At 68.8% G+C, this 16,782-nt stretch carries 16 protein-coding genes and 1 tRNA gene; 9 read left to right on the top strand and 8 right to left on the bottom strand.

Annotated features, from left to right (window positions below; genetic code table 11):
* Window positions 1-9: 9 nt before the first annotated feature.
* Both FA702_RS12015 and FA702_RS12010 read right to left on the bottom strand, forming a co-directional pair.
* The gene (locus FA702_RS12015) at window positions 10-714 is read right to left on the bottom strand and encodes an RlmE family RNA methyltransferase (RefSeq protein WP_136956334.1); all 705 of its coding nucleotides are present in this window, start codon (window positions 712-714) and stop codon (window positions 10-12) included.
* Window positions 711-2,003 (bottom strand): Ppx/GppA phosphatase family protein, encoded by a 1,293-nt coding sequence (locus FA702_RS12010; RefSeq protein WP_136956333.1) that lies wholly within the window; start codon window positions 2,001-2,003, stop codon window positions 711-713. The genes FA702_RS12015 and FA702_RS12010 overlap by 4 nt, the downstream gene beginning before the upstream one ends.
* A 168-nt stretch (window positions 2,004-2,171) precedes the next feature.
* Between FA702_RS12010 and FA702_RS12005 the strand changes: the two genes are divergently transcribed.
* Window positions 2,172-2,245: transfer RNA gene (locus FA702_RS12005), tRNA-Gln, on the top strand.
* 126 nt (window positions 2,246-2,371) lie between these two features.
* On the opposite strand, the gene FA702_RS12000 is transcribed toward FA702_RS12005, so the two are convergent.
* From FA702_RS12000 to FA702_RS23545, 3 genes are all read right to left on the bottom strand, one after another.
* Complete coding sequence (locus FA702_RS12000) at window positions 2,372-3,535, bottom strand: CaiB/BaiF CoA-transferase family protein (RefSeq protein WP_136956332.1); 1,164 nt, start codon at window positions 3,533-3,535, stop codon at window positions 2,372-2,374.
* The gene (locus FA702_RS11995) at window positions 3,532-4,170 is read right to left on the bottom strand and encodes a glutathione S-transferase family protein (RefSeq protein ID WP_124811175.1); all 639 of its coding nucleotides are present in this window, start codon (window positions 4,168-4,170) and stop codon (window positions 3,532-3,534) included. Before FA702_RS11995 ends, FA702_RS12000 begins: the two co-directional genes overlap by 4 nt.
* A 341-nt stretch (window positions 4,171-4,511) precedes the next feature.
* A complete protein-coding gene (locus FA702_RS23545; protein WP_136956331.1) occupies window positions 4,512-5,402 on the bottom strand; it encodes a cytochrome c family protein in 891 nt (296 codons plus the stop codon).
* A gap of 226 nt (window positions 5,403-5,628) precedes the next feature.
* Here FA702_RS23545 and FA702_RS11985 point away from each other — a divergent pair, with 226 nt between their 5' ends.
* The 7 genes from FA702_RS11985 to FA702_RS11955 all read left to right on the top strand — a co-directional run bounded on the left by FA702_RS11985 (window position 5,629) and on the right by FA702_RS11955 (window position 13,171).
* A complete protein-coding gene (locus FA702_RS11985; RefSeq protein ID WP_136956330.1) occupies window positions 5,629-6,519 on the top strand; it encodes a prephenate dehydratase in 891 nt (296 codons plus the stop codon).
* A 73-nt stretch (window positions 6,520-6,592) separates the two neighbouring features.
* Window positions 6,593-7,288 carry a hypothetical protein gene (locus FA702_RS11980; RefSeq protein WP_255504554.1) on the top strand — a complete coding sequence of 232 codons (696 nt, stop codon included), beginning with the start codon at window positions 6,593-6,595 and terminating at the stop codon, window positions 7,286-7,288.
* Window positions 7,285-8,562 carry a DUF4350 domain-containing protein gene (locus FA702_RS11975; protein WP_136956329.1) on the top strand — a complete coding sequence of 426 codons (1,278 nt, stop codon included), beginning with the start codon at window positions 7,285-7,287 and terminating at the stop codon, window positions 8,560-8,562. Before FA702_RS11980 ends, FA702_RS11975 begins: the two co-directional genes overlap by 4 nt.
* Before the next feature lie 17 nt (window positions 8,563-8,579).
* On the top strand, window positions 8,580-9,536 hold the full coding sequence (locus FA702_RS11970) for a MoxR family ATPase (RefSeq protein ID WP_136957384.1): 957 nt from the start codon (window positions 8,580-8,582) through the stop codon (window positions 9,534-9,536).
* Entirely contained in the window at window positions 9,533-10,879 is a 1,347-nt protein-coding gene (locus tag FA702_RS11965) for a DUF58 domain-containing protein (RefSeq protein ID WP_255504553.1), read from the top strand. The genes FA702_RS11970 and FA702_RS11965 overlap by 4 nt, the downstream gene beginning before the upstream one ends.
* Window positions 10,880-10,889: 10 nt before the next feature.
* On the top strand, window positions 10,890-11,960 hold the full coding sequence (locus tag FA702_RS11960; protein ID WP_136956328.1) for a stage II sporulation protein M: 1,071 nt from the start codon (window positions 10,890-10,892) through the stop codon (window positions 11,958-11,960).
* Window positions 11,960-13,171, top strand: a complete 1,212-nt coding sequence (locus tag FA702_RS11955; RefSeq protein WP_136956327.1) for an RDD family protein — start codon at window positions 11,960-11,962, stop codon at window positions 13,169-13,171. Before FA702_RS11960 ends, FA702_RS11955 begins: the two co-directional genes overlap by 1 nt.
* Window positions 13,172-13,225: 54 nt before the next feature.
* Here FA702_RS11955 and FA702_RS11950 read toward each other — a convergent pair whose 3' ends face one another.
* Both FA702_RS11950 and FA702_RS11945 read right to left on the bottom strand, forming a co-directional pair.
* Window positions 13,226-13,675 carry a hypothetical protein gene (locus tag FA702_RS11950; RefSeq protein ID WP_255504552.1) on the bottom strand — a complete coding sequence of 150 codons (450 nt, stop codon included), beginning with the start codon at window positions 13,673-13,675 and terminating at the stop codon, window positions 13,226-13,228.
* 131 nt (window positions 13,676-13,806) lie between these two features.
* Window positions 13,807-14,772, bottom strand: coding sequence for an isoaspartyl peptidase/L-asparaginase family protein (locus FA702_RS11945; RefSeq protein ID WP_136956326.1), 966 nt, complete (start codon window positions 14,770-14,772; stop codon window positions 13,807-13,809).
* Between the two features lie 74 nt (window positions 14,773-14,846).
* Here FA702_RS11945 and FA702_RS11940 point away from each other — a divergent pair, with 74 nt between their 5' ends.
* A complete protein-coding gene (locus tag FA702_RS11940; RefSeq protein WP_136956325.1) occupies window positions 14,847-15,338 on the top strand; it encodes a GNAT family N-acetyltransferase in 492 nt (163 codons plus the stop codon).
* 9 nt (window positions 15,339-15,347) lie between these two features.
* On the opposite strand, the gene FA702_RS11935 is transcribed toward FA702_RS11940, so the two are convergent.
* Window positions 15,348-16,634, bottom strand: a complete 1,287-nt coding sequence (locus FA702_RS11935) for an amidohydrolase family protein (RefSeq protein WP_136956324.1) — start codon at window positions 16,632-16,634, stop codon at window positions 15,348-15,350.
* Window positions 16,635-16,782 lie beyond the last annotated feature (148 nt).

The following is a 16,782-nucleotide window of genomic DNA, read 5'->3' as shown; positions in this document are numbered from 1 at the left end:
TCCCGCACCTCACGCTTCGTCCGCGTCGCCCTCGTCCGCCGGCTTCGTGCGCGCGCCGCCCTTGAAGCCTTGGGCGATCACGTACCATTCCGACGAATCCTTGCGGCTCGCGGGCGGCTTGGCGTGCTTCACCGTGGTGAAGTTGCGCTTGAGCAGCCCCAGCAGCTGCGTGTCCGTGCCACCGGCGAAGACCTTGGCCACGAACGCCCCGCCCGGCGCCAGCGTGGCGATGGCGAAATCGACCGCCGTCTCGACCAGCCCCATCGTGCGCAGGTGGTCGGTCTGCTTGTGCCCCACGGTGTTGGCGGCCATGTCCGACAGCACCAGGTCCGGCGCGCCATCGAGCGCGCCTTCGAGCGCCGCCGGCGCCTCGTCGGCCATGAAGTCCATCTGGAAGATGGTCACGCCGTCGATCGGATCGGTTGGCAGCAGGTCGATCCCCACGATTTTCGCCGCCGGCGCCTTCTGCCGCACGATCTGGCTCCACCCGCCGGGCGCGATGCCCAGGTCCACCACCCGGCGCACGCCCCGCAGCAGGCCGAACTTGGTATCGAGTTCGGCCAGCTTGTAGGCGGCGCGGCTGCGATAGCCATCGGCCTTGGCCTGCTTCACATAGGGATCGTTGATCTGGCGCGACAGCCAGCGCGCCGAAGAGGCGGTGCGCTTCTTGGCCGTGCGCAGTCTTTCGCCCGGATCGCGTCCAGACCGGCTCATGGCCTATCTCCTGTTGTCTGGTCGCCTGTTTTCTGATCAGCGGCCATTTGCGCGCCCGCTTTCCGGCGGATCGCGCGCAGCGCCTCGCGGCTGCGCTCGGCTTCGCCCCCCGTCGCCATCAGGCTGCGCAGGATGCCTTCGCGGATGCCGCGGTCGGCGATGCCCAGCCGTTCCGCCGGCCAGATGTCGAAAATCGATTCGAGGATCGCGCAGCCGGCCACCACCAGATCGGAGCGCTCGCGCCCGATGCAGGGCACCGCGATGCGTTCGGTCGGGCTGAGCGAGGACAGCCGGCGGCTGATCCCGCGCATCGATTCGACCGGCACGATCAGCCCGTCCACCGCGCGCCGGTCATATTGCGGCAGCTTCAGGTGCAGGCTGGCCAGCGTGGTCACCGTGCCGCTGGTGCCCAGCAGGCGGATCGCACCGCGCTTCAGCGCCTTGGCGCGCTCGCCCGCCACGCGTTCGGCAAAGGCGGCGAAGCCTTCGTCCACGCGGCGGCGCATCTCCGCGAAAGCCGCGGCGCGCGCCGCCGGCTCGTCGGAAATCGCGCCGATGCTCTCGGTCAGCGAAACGACGCCCCACGGCACGCTCTGCCAGTCGAGGATGCGCGGCACGGGCTCGCCGGTATCGACCAGCACCATCTCGGTCGATCCGCCGCCGATGTCGAAGATCATCGCCGGGCCGTCGCCGTGTTCCAGCAGGATGTGGCAGCCCAGCACCGCCAGCCGCGCTTCTTCCTGCGCGGTGATGATGTTCAGCCGGATGCCGGTCTCGCTGTGCACGCGCTCGATGAATTCCGCGCCGTTGGTGGCGCGCCGGCACGCCTCGGTCGCCACCGAGCGGGCCAGGTGGACATTGCGCTTGCGCAGCTTCTCGGCGCAGACGTGCAGCGCGCCCAGCGCGCGGTCCATCGCCGCGTCGGAAAGGCGGCCGGACTGCGCCAGCCCTTCACCCAGCCGCACCACCCGGCTGAACGCGTCGATCACCACGAAATGGTCGCCCGAAGGCCGCGCGATCAGCAACCGGCAATTGTTGGTGCCGAGATCGATCGCGGCATAGGCCTGGCGGTGAAATGGCATGGGCCGGTTCCACAGCGGCCGCGCCTGCTGCGCCGATTCCTCCGGCAAGGCTGGTGCTTCGGGCGGGCGCATGGCACCCTGTGGAACGCCGGCGGCTTTCGGTTGCAGAGACGAGGAACCGGCCAGAGCGTGCGGCGGAGGTCGTTGCCGCTTCTTGCTGCCGGAACGCGCCCCCTGCCCCGGGGCCGGCGGATTGATCTCCGCCATGTTTCAATTCGCTTATGTTTTCCCGCCTGCGTGATGCGTGGCGGGTACTTGGCGGCCATGGTAACGGCACGAGGGACGCCCGGCAAGACCGCCGCGCCCGCATCGCGCGGAACGGCGCGCAAGGCCGCTTGACTTGCCGCCAGCCCCCCTCTAAGTGCGCCGCTCCATTGCCCGATCGTCTAATGGTAAGACTACGGACTCTGACTCCGTCAATCGAGGTTCGAATCCTCGTCGGGCATCCAAACTCTCCCTATGAAATCATAACCTTGTGCAATGGCCAGCACGATTGCGGCGTTGCTCGTTTGGTGCGCCGTTGCCGCACCCCGCCCCCGAACCAGCCCCGTCAGATGGCCCGCCCCGGCGCGTGATCAGCGCTTGTGGCGGCGTTGCGCTTCGGCGCGCAGGGCGGGGCCGTGTTCGTCGATGGCGGGCGGATGCGCGAGGTCTCGTGCCGGCATGGCGGCGAAACGGATGGGCAGGCGCATTTCCACATAGCCGCCTTCGGTCGGATGGTCGCGATGGTGGAAGAAATCCACCGCGGCCAGGTGCGGATCGGAGCGGATATCCTGCAGATCGCGCACTTCCATGCAGGGAACGCCCGCCGCGTTCAGGATCCGGACCCATTCCGCGCTGGTTCGGGCGGGCGTGCGCCGGGCGATCTCGGCATAAAGCAGGCTGACATTGCGCAGCCGGTCGAGATCGGTGGCGAATCGCGGGTCGTCGAACACCTCGGTCGCTTCCAGAACCTCGAACACGCGGGCGATCGTGTGCGCGGTATAGGGGACGATGCTGACCCAGCCGTCGCGCGTGGGAAAGGGCTGGCGATGGGGATCGACCTGGCGCGGATAGCCGGCGGGTTGCACCGGATCGTCATGGACCTCGCCATAGAGGTGCTCCTGCAGCATGAACTGCGCGAAGCATTCGAACATCGGCACTTCGACCAACTGCCCCTCGCCGGTGCGCTGGCGGTGGAACAGCGCCGCCAGCACGGCCTGGGTGCCATAGAGGCCCGAAACCTTGTCGGCGATCAGCGAGGGCACGAAGCGGGGCCGGGCATCGCCATCGGCGCGCGGCAGCAGCGTGGTGGTGCCGGTCGCGGCCTGGATCACGTCGTCATAGGCCTGCAGGCCGGCATAGGGGCCATCCGATCCGAAGCCCACGCAATGGACATAGATGATGTCGGGGCGGATGGCCCTGACCGATTCGTAGTCGAACCCCAGGCGGGCGATGCCGGCACCGCGCACGTTGTGAACGAACACGTCGGCATCGGCGAGCAGGCCGCGCATGACCTCCGCGTCGGCCGGCTGCTTCAGGTCGAGCGCGATCGAGCGCTTGCCCCGGTTCAGCGTCATGTGCACCGGCCCCATGCCGCGCCCCTGCTTCGGCCGTCCCGCCTGCCGCATCTGATCACCTTCGGGCGGTTCGACCTTGATCACGTCCGCGCCCATGTCCGCCAGCATCTGCGTGGCATAGGGGCCGAACACCACCGTGGTCAGGTCGATCACGCGAATGTTTTCAAGCAGGGTGGTCATGCCGCGAAATCTCCATCGGTGCCTTGTGCCGCCCGTGCGCGGCGATAGCCGTCGCGCTGTTCCAGCCGCTCCCAGTACGCGGCGATCTGCGGCGGATAATCGCGGTCGAGCCGCAGCGTGCGTGCCAGCAGGAGCGCATAGCCCACCGAAATGTCGGCGGCGGTGAACCGGCCTCCCGCCACATAGTCGCGCTGTTCGAGCAGCGCCGCCAGCCCGCGCAGCCGCGCCCGGTACCAGCGGGCATAGTCCTCCGCCACTTGCGGCACCCGCCGTTCGGCCGGCTCCAGCCGCGAATAGCGCAGCACCAGCGTTTGCGGGAAGGTCAGCGTCGCCTCGCCATAGGACAGCGCGTTGAGATAATCGCCGAAGCCGGGCTCGTCGCGGCCGATCTCCAGCCGTCCGCCGCCGTGGCGCGCGGCCAGATACTGCACGATCGCCGGCGATTCGGTCATCCGCACAGCGCCCTCCTGATAGAACGGGATGGTCCCCAGCGGGTTGATCTCGAGAAATCCCGGCTCCAGCAGGCGCGGCGGAAACGGCAGAAGCTTCAGCTCATAGTCCAGTTCCAGCTCCTCCAGCATCCACAGCACGCGGAACGAGCGCGCATCGGCGCAGTGATAGAGCACGGGTTTCATCGGCACCTCTCCGTGGCGCGGGGCGGGTTTAATCGAATGATTAAATCGGTGGGCCGGGCGTTGCAAACCTCCCGTGCCGTTTCGCCCCGAAAAAGAACCGGGAAAGGGCGCGGGCAAAAAAAAGGCCGGCAGAGCCGGCCTTTGGAAGTTTGGGAGAGGATGCCTGAAAGGCCCGTCTTATGTGCCGTCGGACCGGTTCTTTCGCAAGTGCGAAGGACGAGGGGTGGGTTGCATAATTTGCAAGTGCGGGATGTCGCCTGCCCGCAAAGGCCACGAAAAAGGGGCACCCGGACCGGCCGGATGCCCCTTTTTCGCGTGCTGCCTTTTGGGAAAAAGGCGGCTTACTTCTTGGTCTTGAGATAGGCGATCACGTCGGCCCGGTCCTGCGCGCTGGGCAGGCCGGCGAAGGTCATCTTGGTACCGGCGGCGAACTTGGCCGGGCCAGACAGCCAGGCGTCGAGCGTCGCGTCGTCCCAGGTGCCACCCTTGGCCTTGAGCGCGTCGGAGAAAGCGAAACCGCCACGGTCGCCAGCGACCTTCTCGCCGGCAATGCCGAACAGGTTGGGGCCGATGCCGTTGGCGCCGCCCTGTTCGATGGTGTGGCAGGCCTTGCACTTGGCGAAGATCTTCTCGCCCTTGGCGGCATCGCCCACTACGGCTGCGGCGGCCGGCGCGGCGCCGGCGGCCGGAACCGCCTCAGGCGCGGGCAGCGGCAGGTTGGAGCCCTTGGTGTTGAGATAGAGGATCACGTCGGCGCGATCCTGCGGATTGGCGATGCCGGCGAAGGTCATCTTGGTGCCATCCGCGAACTTCTTGGGGTTGGTCAGCCATTCGTCGAGGTTGGCGAAATCCCACTTGCCGCCCTTGGCCTTGAGCGCGTCGGAGAAGGCGAAGCCGCCACGGCCCGAGGCCATGGCATCGCCCACGATTTCATAAAGGTTCGGGCCGATGCCGTTGGCCGCGCCCTGATCGATGGTGTGGCAGGCCTTGCACTTGGCGAAGATCGCCTCGCCCTTGGCGGCGTCCGCCTTGGTCAGACGGTTGGCGATCGGTTCGAGCGCCGCCGCGCCGGCGCCGCCTTCGGTCTCCACGCCTTCGATGGCGTAACCCGCCTTTTCGGGGGCATGGTGCTTGTCAGCCATGAAATAGTGGCTGGAAAGGCTGGAAAGCCCCAGTGCCACGATCCCGCCGAACAAGGTCCAACCGGCGATGGTATTGAAACGGTCGTCCATTCCCTGCCCCACTTGGCGCCCGCCGACCCCATTGCCGGCCCCCAGCGCAATTTTGGCCGCTCTAGTCAGGCCTCCGCGCGCACGCAAGAGCGATTGCGCCGATGACGCCGCAAAGAATGCGAACAACGATGCCCGATCGCCCCCGGTTCGCGGGGGATTCGTGCCCCGGCGATGGCCGAATTGTGGGTTGCCGCGTGGCCGGTCGCGGCCTAATCGCCAGCGCATCATGCAAAGCTACCCCGCTCCCGCGCTCGCCCTGGTCGAATCGATGGCCGCCGCCGCCGCCCGCGAACCCGCGCGCGCCGTGGCATTTCAGGGCGCGCCGGGCGCCAATTCGCACCGCGCGGCGATGGAAGCGCTGCCCGGCTGCCTGCCACTGCCGTGCTTTTCGTTCGAGGACGCGCTGGATGCGGTGAAGGACGGGCGCGCCGGCCAGGCGATCATCCCGATCGAGAATTCGCAGCACGGCCGCGTCGCCGACATCCACTTCCTGCTGCCCGAAAGCGGGTTGTCGATCGTGGGCGAATACTTCCTGCCGATCCACGCCGCGCTGATGGCCACCGGCGATGGCCCGTTCACCGGCGCCTACAGCCACCCGCAGGCGCTGGGCCAGTCGCGCCATTTCCTGCGCGCGCGCGGGATCGTGCCGCTGTCCTATGCCGATACTGCCGGCGCCGCGGCCTATGTCGCCGAACTCGGCGATCCGTCCATGGCCGCCATCGCCCCGCGCATCGCCGCCGAGCTCTATGGCCTGAAAGTGATCGAGGACAATGTCGAGGACGCGCACGACAACACCACGCGCTTCGTGGTGCTGGCGCGCGAGCCGATCGATCCCGCGCGTATCGCCGGCCCGGCGATCACCACGTTCGTGTTCGAGGTGCGCAACATCCCCGCCGCGCTCTACAAGGCGCTGGGCGGTTTCGCGACCAACGGCGTCAACATGACCAAGCTGGAAAGCTACCAGCGGGGCGCGAGCTTCGCCGCCACCGAGTTCTTCTGCGACATCGTGGGAACGCCCGGCGATCCCGCCGTGGACCGGGCGCTGGAGGAACTGGGCTTCTTCGCCAAGCACGTGCGGATGCTCGGCACCTATCCCTTGCAGCGCGAGCGCGGCTGAAGGCGCTTCGTCGCATCGGCTTCGGTGACATCCCCCCTTGCCGCTCCGGGAAGGGCGTGCGACCACTGATGCCGTGACTGCCAAGGTGGGGCCAATCGCTGAACAGCAAGGCGCGGAAGCGGGCGCACAGGCGGGAGAACACGCCTGGCGCGCGATGCGCGACATCAAGGATATCCAGTTCGCGCCTGTCCCGCCCGAGCATATCGTCCCGCCGCGGCCGCCGGCCTGGCTCGAAGCCATCGCGGAGTTCCTCGCCAGACTGCTCAAGCCGCTGAGCCAGTGGCTGGAGCGGTGGCTGGGCGTCGGCTTCGGCGTATTCCAGACGGTGCTGCTGGTGCTGATCGGGGCCGGCGCGCTGTGGATCGCCTGGAGCCTGCTATGGCCGCTGTGGCGTGACCGGCACCCGCGTGAAGCGGCGGCGGAAGCCGGATGGACGCCCGATCGCGCCGCCGCCATCGCCCTGCTGGAAGAGGCCGACCGGCTGGCCGCCGAGGGCCGCTATGGCGAAGCCGCGCACCTCCTGCTCCAGCGCAGCGTCCACCATATCGCCACCGCGCGCCCGGAATGGCTGACCCCTTCGACCACCTCGCGCGAAATCGGCGCGATCGCCGCGCTGCCCGGGGCGGCGAAGCAAGCGTTCGGCGTGATCGCGCGCGAGGTGGAGCGGAGCCTGTTCGCGCTGCGCGGATTGAGCGCCGAAGACTGGAGCCGGGCGCGCGAGGCCTATGCGCGTTTCGCCCTGGCTGATCTGAAAAGCGCGCAGGGATGAACGGCACGCCCTTCCGCCCGCGCACGGTGCTGGGGCTCGTCGCCGTCGGCGCGATCGCGTTCGTGGCGCTGTTGTGGTTTCTCGGCAATGGCGGGGGGAACGCCAACAACGGCGGTGGGCACGCCGGCGGGCGCGGGTTGAACGGCTTTGCCGGGCTGGTCGCCATGCTGGAGGCGGACGACATCGAAATCCGGCGGGCGCGGCGCAAGGACGCGCTCAAGGACGTGGGCCTGCTGGTGCTGACCCCGCCGGCCGCGGCCAAGGGCGAGGACATCGCCAGGATCGTCAACGAACGGCGCAGGATCGGGCCGACGCTGGTCGTCACGCCCAAGTGGATCGCCTCGCCGGTAAGCCAGCAGCGCAAGACCAAGGTGCCGCGCGGCTGGACCGAACTGGTCGGCACCGAAGCGCCGCGATGGAACGGTTTCCACGACGACATTACCGTGCGTCTGACCGGCCATCGCGATTCGCCCGCACGCGGCTGGCGCGCCATCGGCCACGCGGGGCGGCTGCCCGACGATCGGGAGGTGCTGTCGGGCGAGGGCAAGGCGCTGATCCCGCTGGTCCGTTCGGGCGACGGCCGCATCCTGGCCGCCTTCGTCGACGATGACGGCTACTATCCCGCGCTCAACGATTTCGCGGGGATCGATCACGACGTGGGCGGAGACGACGACGGGCTCTATCCCGTGGTCTTCGTGTTCGAGCCGGACCTGCTCGACAACTGGGGGCTGGCGGATCGCGGCACGGCGCTGATGGCGCGCGAACTGGTGCTGGCCGCCGCCGACGGAACGACCCAGCCGGTCACGTTCGACCTCACGCTGAACGGCCTTGGCGCCAGCCGCAACCTGTTGACGCTGGCGTTCGAGCCGCCGTTCCTGGCGGCCACGGTCTGCCTGCTGCTCGCCATGGTGGCGGTGGGCTGGCGAGCGTTCTGCCGGTTTGGCCCGGCCCGCCAGCGGGGACGCGCCATCGCGCTGGGCAAGACCGCGCTGGTGGAAAACGCCGCCGGCCTGATCCGCCGCGCCGGGCGAGTCCATCTCGTCACCGGGCCTTATGCCGATGCAGTGCGCGAGCGGCTGATCGCGGCGCTGGGCCTGCCGCGCGGGCACGCGCCCGCCGAAGCCGAAGCGATGATAGACCGCGCGCAAGAACGGCGCGGCCTTTCCGGACCACCGTTTTCCGAACTGGCGAACAAGCTGCGCGCCACGCGCAAACCGCACGAGGTGGCGCGCCGCGCCGCCGCGCTCCAGCAGATCGAGAAGGATTTGACGTGACCGAGGGACAGGAGACGATGACGCTGGAGCAGGTGCGCGCGCTCGCGCAGGCGATCCGCGCAGAAGTGGGCAAGGCCGTGATCGGGCAGGACGGGATCGTCGATCACCTGCTGATTGCGCTGTTCGCGGGCGGCCATGTCCTGCTCGAAGGGCCGCCGGGCACGGCCAAGACCTTCCTGGCGCAAAGCTTCGCCGCCGCGCTGGGCCTCGATTTCGGGCGCATCCAGTTCACGCCGGACCTGATGCCGGGCGACATCCTCGGCTCCAACCTGTTCAACTTCCAGACCAGCCAGTTCACGCTCACGCGCGGCCCGATCTTCCACGAACTGCTGCTGGCCGACGAAATCAACCGCACCCCGCCCAAGACCCAGGCCGCGCTGCTCGAAGCGATGCAGGAACGGCGCGTGACGCTGGACGGGGAAATCCACCCGCTGTCGGACCGGTTCATGGTCGTCGCCACGCAGAACCCGATCGAGAGCCAGGGCGTCTATCCGCTGCCCGAAGCGCAGCTCGACCGGTTCCTGTTCAAGGTGCTGGTGCCCTATCCCTCGTTCGAGGAAGAGGCGCGCATCGTCACCCGCTACGGCGAGGGCGCGCGATCGGCGAAGCCCGCCGATTTGGGCGTGGCAGCCGTGGCCGATGGTGCCGCGCTACGCGCCGCCACCAGCGCGATCGGGCAGGTCACGCTGGCCGACGCGATCGTCGACTACATCGTGCGGCTGGTGCGCGCCACGCGCGACAGCGCCGATCTGGTTGCCGGGGCAAGCCCGCGCGCCGCCGTGCTGCTGGCTGGGGCCGCGCGTGCCCGCGCCGCGCTCGACGGACGCGATTACGTGATCCCCGACGACGTGAAAGCGCTCGCCATCGCCGTACTGCGGCACCGCATGCTGCTCAGCCCCGCCGCCGAGATCGAGGGCCGGCAGGTCGAGGCGATCGTCGCCGATCTCGTGCAGGGAACCGAGGCGCCGCGTTGAGCGAAGCCGCGATCTCGCGCCGCTGGCCCGTCGCCTATCCCACGGCGCGGGCCACGCTGCTGCTGGCGGCAGCCGCGCCGCTGGCGCTGATCGTCGCGGCCCTGGCGCCGGCGGCGTGGATCGTCGCACCCGCGTTCGGCGGAGCGCTGCTGCTTCTGGTCCTGCTCGACGCGCTGTTCGCGGGCGGGCTGCGCAACGTCCGCCTGCTCGCCCCGCGCGATGCGGAAGTGGGCGAGCCCGTTGCGCTCGCGCTGGAGGCGGACCTTGCCCGCGCGCCGCGCTGGGCGCAGGCGCAGGCCGCGCTCGCCATCGATCCGCGGCTTTATCCGGGCGGGCGGCTGGTGCTGCCGCTGGCGGTCGGGGCAGAGGGCTGGCGCGGGGATGCCACGCTCACCCCCAACCGGCGCGGCACCGGCGCGATCGGACGGTTCTGGCTGCGGTGGTCCGGCCCGCTTGGGCTTGCCCACCGGCAGGTCCGCGTGGACAGCGACGCGCTGGTTCGCGTGCGCCCGAACATCGCCCCGGTGCGCAGCCCCGCACTCCAGATCTTCCTGCGCGATGCCCAGTTCGGCATGGTCGCCCGGCGCATTCGTGGCGAGGGTACCGATTTCGAGGCGCTGGCCGAATACGAACCGGGCATGGACCGGCGGCGGATCGACTGGAAAAGCTCCGCCCGCCATGCCCGGCTGTTCGCCAAGGAATACGAGGTCGAGCGCAACAACCAGATCGTCTTCGCCTTCGATTGCGGGCAGACGATGTGCGAGCCGGTGGCCGGCCTGCCGCGCATCGACCGCGCCGTCACCGCCGCGCTCACCACCGCCTATGTGGCCCTGAAGGCGCAGGACCGCGTGGCGCTCTACGGGTTCGCCGCGCGGCCGCAGGTGCTGACGCCTTTCGTCACCCATTCGCGCGATTTCGCCCGGCTCCAGCACGCCGCCGCCACGCTCGATTACCACGCGGAGGAGCCGAATTTCACGCTGGCGCTGTCGCAGCTTTCCGCGCGGCTCCAGCGCCGTTCGCTGATCGTGCTGTTTTCCGATTTCACCGATCCCACCAGCGCCGAACTGATGATCGAGAACCTGGGTCGGCTGGTCGAACGCCATATCGTGATGTTCGTGGTCATGGCCGATGCCGAACTGGCCGGGATCGTCGCCGCCCCCGCACGCGACATGCAGGCGGTGGCGATGGCGGTCACCGCCACGGCGCTCGCCCGCCAGCGAGCGCTGGTGCTGCAACGCCTGCGCCACCTGGGCGTGCGCGTGGTGGAAGCGCCGCACGACCGGATCGGGATGCGGCTGCTGGACGCCTATCTCGCGGTCAAGCGGCAGGGAAGCATCGGATGAGTAGGCGCTTATGAGCACTTTAGCCCAACGCGTCACCGGCTGGTTCTCGAAGACCGAGGAACAGGCTGCCGCCGCCAGCGAGGCGGCGCTGCGGTCCGACCGCTTCCGGCTGGAGCGCGAGACCGAGTGGAAACGGCTGGAAGCGATCGTCACGCGCATGGAGAAAGGCCGGCTGCGCGGCATTTCCGACGAGGATCTGCTGGCCCTGCCGGTGCTCTACCGCACCGCCGCCTCCAGCCTTTCGATCGCGCGCGAAACCTCGCTTGACCGCGCCACGCTGTCCTACCTCGAAGCGCTGACGCAGCGCGCCTGGTTCCTCGTCTATGGCCCGCGCACCACCTTGTGGGGCTGGTTCCGCCGTTTCCTGGGCGGCGGCTGGGGCGCGGCGGTGCGGGCGATCTGGATCGACGTGCTGATCGCGCTGGCCGCGATGGTGGCGGGAACGGTGGTGGGCTGGCTGCTCGTTTCGTCCAACCCCGACTGGTACTATTCGCTGGTGGGTGCGGGCTTCGCCGACGAGCGCGTGCCGGGCGCCAGCCGCGCGGTGCTGCACAGCACGCTGTTCGGCCACCAGAAGGAGAACGGGATGAGCGTGTTCGCCGCCTACCTGTTCAGCAACAACGCGCAAGTCTCGATCCTGGCGTTCGCGCTGGGCTTCGCCTTCGGCCTGCCCTCGATCATGTTGCTCGTCCACAACACCGCCATGCTTGGCGCCATGCTGTGGCTCTATCACGGGCAGGGACTGACGCTGGACCTGATCGGCTGGCTTTCGGTGCACGGCACGACCGAGCTGTTCGCGATCCTGCTGGCAGGCGGCGCGGGGATACACATCGGCCGCGCGATGGCCTTTCCGGGCGATGCGACCGTGCTGGAAGCGGCGGCGGCGGCCGGCCGCCGCGCGGCGCAGGTAATGACCGGCGTGGTGTTCATGCTGATCGTCGCGGCGCTGCTCGAAGGCTTCGCGCGCCAGCTTGTCGACATCACGACCACCCGGCTGGCACTGGGCGGCTTCATGCTGGTGTTCTGGTGCGGCTATTTCTTCGTCTGGCGGCGCGGCCGCGTGACGGCGGAGGGCCATTGATGGCGCGTCTGCCGTGGAAGCGAAAAGCCGCGGACGGTCATCGCGCGCCGCGTTACGCGCCCGCCGCGGACAAGCGCCTACGCCGCGTGGTGACCCCCGAAGGCGTCGCGCTGCCGTTCGCGATCGGATCGCGCGCCGCGCGCGCCTCGGCGCTGCTGCTCGATCTGTTGTTCATCGTCGGCTCGATGGTGGGCACCACGCTTCTGCTCGTGTGGGTGGCGGGGGGCTTCGGGGGTGACCGCCTGGACCAGAACACCCCTGTTGCCCATGCCAAGCAGGCGCTGTCGATCGTGTGGATCATCGCGATGTTCCTCTATCGCAACGCCTATTTCCTGTTCTTCGAACTCGGGCCGCGCGGGGCCACGCCGGGCAAGCGCATCTGCGGCCTGCGCATCGCCGCGCGCGATGGCAGGCGGTTGACCACCGAAGCGGTGATCGCGCGCAACCTGGTGCGCGACATCGAACTGTTCATGCCGCTGGTGTTCCTCGCCTCGGCCTGGTCCAGCGGCGCCGATGGCGAGGAAGCCGGCTGGGCCGGGCTGGTATGGTTCGCGATCTTCGTGCTGTTTCCCTTCTTCAACCGCGATGCCCTGCGCTGCGGTGACGTGATCGCGGGGACCTGGGTGGTCGACGCCCCCCGCCGCAAGCTGGAAAAGGCCATGTCGCTGGGCGAAGGCGCGCGCGGGCAAAGCACGCTCACCGGCGCGGCCTACCGCTTTGGCGAGGCGGAACTGGCGGTCTATGGCGAATACGAGCTGCAAGTGCTGGAGCGCGTGCTGCGCGACGGGCGCGAGGAGGCGCTGGCCGAAGTCGCCGCCACGATCTGCGCCAAGATCGGCTGGAGCGCCGGTTCTGGCGACGAACGCGCCTTCCTCGAGGCCTATTACACGCAACTGCGCGAAAGGCTGGAGCGGGGCATGCGCTTCGGCCAGCGCAAGGCCGACAAGTTCGTGCCCGACGCCCGGCAGGCAACCTCATCGGCCTGGCGCTTCACCGCCACCGAGCTGTCGTACTACGGCGAACACCAGCTCGAAGTGCTGGAACAGGTGCTGCGCGCGGGCGATCCGGAAACGCTGGGCGATGTCGCCGCGCGCATCGGCGGCAAGATCGGGCGGGACGTGGACACGGCCGATGCCCGTCCTTTCCTCGAAGCCTATTACGCCCAATTGCGCGAAAAGCTGGCCGGCAGCGTGGTTTCGGGCGCGCGGTAACCGGCGGCTTCGCGCCCGGAGCAGGCCCGGTTGCGAAGCCGCCGATGGCGCGTTCTACTTGGTCCAGACCCAACGGCGCAGGAGTTCCGACCCCATCTGGCGACGGTACTTGGCGCGATCGCCCGACGCGGCCTGCATCTGCGCTTCGTTCATCTGCATGTACGCGGTATAGTCCTCCTGCCGGCGGGTCGATTCCGCAGCATCGGGCAGCACGGCGAAGCGCGTGAGCAGGTAGTAGTCCGCCTCGCCCGGACGCTTGAATTCGTTGCTGAGGATTTCGTAGCCGCTGATCCAGCCCTGCTTGAGCGCGTAGTCCTGCGACTTGCGCCACATGTTGGCGAGATGCGTGGCGTACTCAAGGTCATGCCCGTCATCGACCGAAATCAGCGCCACCTCGACATATTCGGCGGGCTTGAGCGGATAGTCTTCGGCCCGTGCCCAGGCAGGAGCCATCAGGGCAACAGCGGCAGCCGCGGCCAGCACGGCGGAACGAACGCTTTTCATTTCAGGATCTCCACACATGAAAAACGCGGGCGTCCCCTCCCCGCGTGGACCATGCCGTGGTGTCGGGCTTCCCGTTACTCTCTCGGCCCCATGGCGTCACGAAAGCTGCGCCCGGTCCGAAACGGAGTCAATCAATCCTTGCTGCCGGCCATCCCGAAAATCCCGGTCTCGTAGAGCCCCGCGTGATCGGCGCGGCCGCGGAACATGCCGGGGGTGGTGAAGGCGAACACCGTCTCGCCCGCCGGCGTCACCACGATCACGCCGCCGACGCCGCGCATCGCGCCCACTTCGGCCAGCACCGCATCGGCCGCGCCTTGCGCGCTTTCGCCCGCCAGCCGCATCCGCGCGCAGATTTCATGCGCCACGCCGGCGCGGATGAACTGTTCGCCCGATCCGGTGCAGCTGACCGCGCCCGCGCGGTCGTCGGCGTAAGTCCCCGCGCCGATCACCGGCGAATCGCCGATGCGGTTCCAGCGCTTGCCGGTCAGCCCCCCGGTCGAGGTCGCCGCCGCGACGTGGCCGTGGCTGTCGCAGGCCACCGCGCCCACCGTGCCATACTTCAAGCCATCGTCGAACCAGCCCAGCTTCTTCGCCTTCAGTTCCTGGAGCTGCCGCCAGCGTTCCTCGGTCGCGAACCAGTCCGGATCGACCAGTTCGATCGCCTGTTCGCGCGCGAATTCCTCCGCGCCTGCCCCCGCGAGCAGGACGTGCGGGCTCTGTTCCATCACCGCGCGCGCCAGCCGCACCGGATTGCGGACGTGGGTAACGCCCGCCACCGCCCCGGCCTGGCGCGTCGTCCCGTCCATCACCGCCGCGTCCAGCTCGTTGATGCCGTTATAGGTGAACACCGATCCACGCCCGGCGTTGAACAGCGGATCGTCCTCCAGCACGGCCACCGCCGCGCCCACCGCGTCGAGCGCCGCGCCGCCCGTGGCCAGCACCGCCCGGCCGGCATCGAGCGCGGCGCGCAGCCCCGCCTCGTGCGCCGCCTGCGCGGCCGCGTCCATGGTCTCGGGGCGCATCGATCCCGCGCCGCCGTGAATCGCAATGCTCCAGCGCGGAGCGGTATCCGCGCGTCTTTCGCTTGTCTCGGTCATGCCGGAAGCGATAGCAGATGAAACCGGATGGGGCAGCATGTCCCTGAAAAACAGTCACGGACGAGAGAACGGGCATGGACCGGCACGGCATCACCGCATTGCGCTTCGTCGAGGACACCCTGTCCGGCGAGGAGGTACAGGCCCTAGTCGCGTACCATCTGGCCGACATGCAGCGGCATTCGCCGGCGTGCAAGGTCCACGCCCTGCCGGTGGCGGCGCTGCGCCAGCCGGACGTCACCTTCTGGTCGGCGTGGATCGGGGAAGCCATCGCCGGCATCTGCGCCCTGCGGCATCTGTCGGACGATCATGGCGAGCTGAAATCGATGCGCGCCGCCCCGGAATGGCGGGGGCACGGCGTGGGCGAGGCGATGCTGGCGCATCTCCTGTCCGAGGCCCGGCGCCGGGGCTATGCCCGGGTCAGCCTCGAGACCGGACGCACCGAACCGTTCCACCCGGCGGTCGCGCTCTATCGCAAGCACGGCTTCGTGCCCTGCCCCGCCTTCGCCGACTACGTCATCGACGATTTCAGCCAGTGCCTGACGCTGGACCTGTCCGGCCCCGCCTGAACGCCCGCCCTATTTCACCACGTCGCCGCCCTTCATCACGTGCTGCACGTTTTCCAGCACGGTGATGTCGGCCAGCGGATCGCCGCTCACCGCGATCATGTCGCCGAAATGGCCGGGGGACAGCGCGCCGACGTCCTTCGACCAGCCGAGCAGGTCCGCCGAAACCGTGGTGGCGGACTGGATCGCCTGCATCGGCGTCATGCCGTAGCGGACCATGTACTTGAACTGGCGCGCGTTGAGGCCGTGGGGATAGACGCCCGCGTCGGTGCCGAAGGTCAGCTTCACCCCGGCCTTCACCGCCTTGCGGAACCCTTCGCGCTGCGCGTCGGTGGTGTCCACGTTCTTGCGCAGCATGTCCGCCGGCCAGCTGTGGGCCTTGCCGTAATCGTTGATGAAATCGCCGTTGTAGATGTCCATGTCCAGGAACACGCCCCTGGCCTTGGCCAGCGCGATGCCCTCGTCATCGATCAGCGAGGCGTGCTCGATCGATTTCACGCCGGCGCGAATCGCGGACTTGATGCCTTCCGCGCCGTGCGCGTGCGCCGTCACCCATGATCCGCGCGCGGCGGCGGTGGTTACGGCGGCATGCATCTCTTCCTCGGTCAGTTCCTGCTGGCCGGGTTCGGTGCCTTGCGCCAGCACCGCGCCGGTGGCGATCAGCTTGATCGAATCCACGCCGTGCTGAAACAGGTAGTTGACCTTCTCCACCGTGTTCGCGGCATCGGTGACCACGCCCGCGCGCATGTCGTCGGGCACTTTCACGTCGGGCGAAAAGCCGGTCACCTCGCCGCCGCCGCCGGGGATGGTTACATAGGCGCCCACCGCGCTCATGCGCGGGCCGATCACGTCGCCCCGGTTGATCGCGTTGCGCAGCTCGACATCGGCGAAGGCGCGGAAACAGCCGACATCGTGGACGCTGGTGAAGCCGGCCAGCAGCGTGCGCCGGGCGTTGCGCGCGCCGATATAGGCGATTTCCATCGGCGCGTGCAGCAGCGGTTCGGCCACGTTCTCGCTCTGCTCCAGATCGGCAAGGTGAACGTGCATGTCGATCAACCCGGGCAGCACGGTATAGGCCGACCAGTCGACCACACGCGCGCCCTGCGGAACCGGCCCGTCCGCCGTCACGGATACCACGCGGCCATCGTCCACGCGGAACAGGCGCGCGGGCAGCACGGTGCCCTTTTCGGTATCGACCAGCCGACCGGCGCGGACATAGACCGTCTCCGCCAGCGCCGCGCCCGGCGCCACGGCCTGCGCCAGCACGACCGCCGCCAGCACCGCAAAACCCTGTTTCATGCTATTTTTCCCGTCTCCAGCGCGATCCCGCGCGGAGACTGGCGGACTCCGGTTGCAGATGCAACGATTTAGGCGGGGTGGGGCGTTCGGCGCGGTTTGACGGTCTGGTTCCGTCCGGGGACGATCAGTGGGCGAAGGGAGAGAGGGG

Source organism: Novosphingobium sp. EMRT-2, from assembly GCF_005145025.1.
GTDB lineage: Bacteria > Pseudomonadota > Alphaproteobacteria > Sphingomonadales > Sphingomonadaceae > Novosphingobium.
The sequence above is the reverse complement of the archived record's forward strand: the minus strand, read 5'-3'. Positions and strand labels throughout refer to the sequence as shown.